Source organism: Paenibacillus sp. 598K (assembly GCF_003851045.1).
GTDB lineage: Bacteria > Bacillota > Bacilli > Paenibacillales > Paenibacillaceae > Paenibacillus_D.
In genome coordinates, this window is sequence record NZ_BFBX01000354.1 from 1 (window position 1) to 2352 (window position 2352).

General features: G+C 64.7%; 2 protein-coding genes. Both read left to right on the forward strand.

What is annotated here, in order from left to right; genetic code table 11:
• The coding region (locus PA598K_RS35445; RefSeq protein ID WP_148092064.1) for a nucleotide sugar dehydrogenase at positions 1 to 696 on the forward strand (696 nt) is incomplete at its 5' end.
• A gap of 69 nt (positions 697 to 765) precedes the next feature.
• The coding region (locus tag PA598K_RS35450) for a hypothetical protein (protein ID WP_148092065.1) at positions 766 to 2352 on the forward strand (1587 nt) is incomplete at its 3' end.

Consider the following 2352-nt stretch of genomic DNA (forward strand, 5'->3'; position numbering starts at 1 on the left):
TCCTTTATTAACGAGATCGCCAACATCTGCGAGAAGGTGAACGCCGATGTCACCGAGGTGGCGCGAGGCATGGGGCTGGACCGGCGGATCGGCGAGTCGTTCCTGCAGGCGGGCATCGGCTACGGCGGCTCCTGCTTCCCCAAGGATACGAAGGCGCTCATCCAGATCGCCGGTAATGTCGCCTACGACTTCAAGCTGCTCAAGTCGGTCGTCGAGGTGAACCAGCATCAGCGCTTCGGCGTCATCGACAAGCTGGAGCACGCGCTCGGCAGCCTGGCCGGCAAGACCGTGGCGGTCTGGGGGCTTGCGTTTAAGCCGGAGACCGACGATGTGCGCGAGGCGCCGGCGGTGGAGATCATCGAGCGGCTGCTGGCGCTGGGCGCGACGCCGCGCGTCACCGATCCGGTGGCGATGGCGAATTTCCGCCAGCTGCTGGAGCATCCGTCGATCGTCTGGTGCGAGAGTGCCGAGGAGGCGGCGAGCGGAGCCGATGCGATCTGTCTGCTCACCGAGTGGGACGCCTATGCGGCGCTTGACTTGGAGGCGGTGGAGCGGACGATGCGCCAGCCCGTGCTGATCGACGGGCGCAATCTGTACGGCGCCGAGAAGCTGATGAACACGCATTTTTCCTACTATCCCGTCGGCCGTCCGGCGCTCTACAACGAGCGTCCGCAAGTGGGCGAGCCGGTCCAGTGACCGGAGCGGGCAAGGGTTGAGATAAGCTGTCTGTTATCTATCTATATGGATTGGAGAGGTGAAGGTATCGTGAAATGGAAAAGCAAAGTGGTGACTGCCACCTTGGCAGTCAGTCTGGTCGGGAGCTCGCTGGCGGGTATCCCGCTGAGCAGCAAGGGATTGGCCGAGCTGATCGGCGTATCGACGGTTCAGGCGGCAGAGCAGCCGTTCCTCAGCGAGAGCTTCCTGGAGCGGATGCGGGCGATTCACGCGGGGCTGCATGTTGACGAGCAGGATGTGCTGGACGTGCGGCGGCTGCGGGATGAGATCCGAACATTGACCTATGCGCAGCACGGCAGCGCGATCGATCCGATCTGGAACAAGCTGGCGGACGATCTGCCGGAGGCTGAGCATGAGTTCGTCAAGCAGCAGCTGTTCGAGTTTGTCGTCGCGGTGGGGAGCATCTACTATGATCCGAATCTGAAGGATCTGGAGGAGATCCGCAATAAGCCTGAGTATCGCAAGGCGCTCGTCGCCGTGGCGGCAGCTGCGGGCTATGGCGAGCAGACCGATCTGACGGTGCCGGATATTTTCTCATTTATCTTCGGCAGCGAGGGCAAGCGCGGCGTCGAGGGCGAGTTCCGGGCGCAGCTGGCCGGGCGCTCCTCCACCGAGCTGGCGCTGCTGCTGGTCGACGAGACGCGGCGCAATGCGCTGCTGCGCTCCTCGCTGGCAGCGGTGCTGCGGGATCGGGATGGCTACACAGTCAGCGCGATCCTCGGCAAGCTCGGCGTGACCGAGCAAGAGATCATCGAGACGAGCATGAACTTCCGCCGCATCCTGCAGCATGAGTCGGAGGCCGTCGAGGCGATGGCATTCGCTTATCTGCGCTCGGAGGCCAAGGCGACGACGACGGCATCGGCCGACGGACGCCGCCACACGCTCAAGCTGACGATCCTCGGCATCGAGGTGCCGTCGGTCGCGCTGGAGTGGTCCAAGGTGTCGGCGGGCGGCAATCTGCAGGTGTCGCCATCCGGTGTCGTCACGCTAACGGGCAATGCCACGACTGGCACGGCGACGATCCGCGCCGAGGTGCCGGCGCTCGCACGCGTCATCTTCGAGCAGGAGGTGACGGTCAACCAGGGCGGAGGCGAGTTCCTGAGCCGCTACGTCGCTGACATGCAGCGGCTGATCGATCGGCTGCCAGGGGCCAACGAGCAGCGTCGACTGGCGCTGATCCGTCAGGGGCAGCGGCTGTCCGAGCGGACGTGGGCACCATTCGTGACGCCGGATATCCGCTCGCTCATCGACCGGAGCGGCCAGCGGGCGCAGTTCGCGCCGACGCTGCAGGCGATCCAGCCATTCATCGATCAGCAGACCTCTGCCTCGGCGATCATCAGCGAGCAGTTGGGCGAGCTGGGCGGGTCGCTGGACTTCCTGGACCCGGCGATGACCTTTGACTTCGAACGGCTGCGGAGACAGCCGCTCGACATCCGGCTATCGGCGGACATCCTGGCCAGTCTGAAGGCGGCAGATATTACGACGCTCACCTTCGTCGCGGACGGCATGCGGGTCAATATTCCGATCGGCCAGTTCAGCTCCGATCTGACCTTCAGCTTCGGCGTGGCCGCGCCGCCGAGCGGCGGCTCTGCCTCTGAGGCATACGAGCTGGGGGGG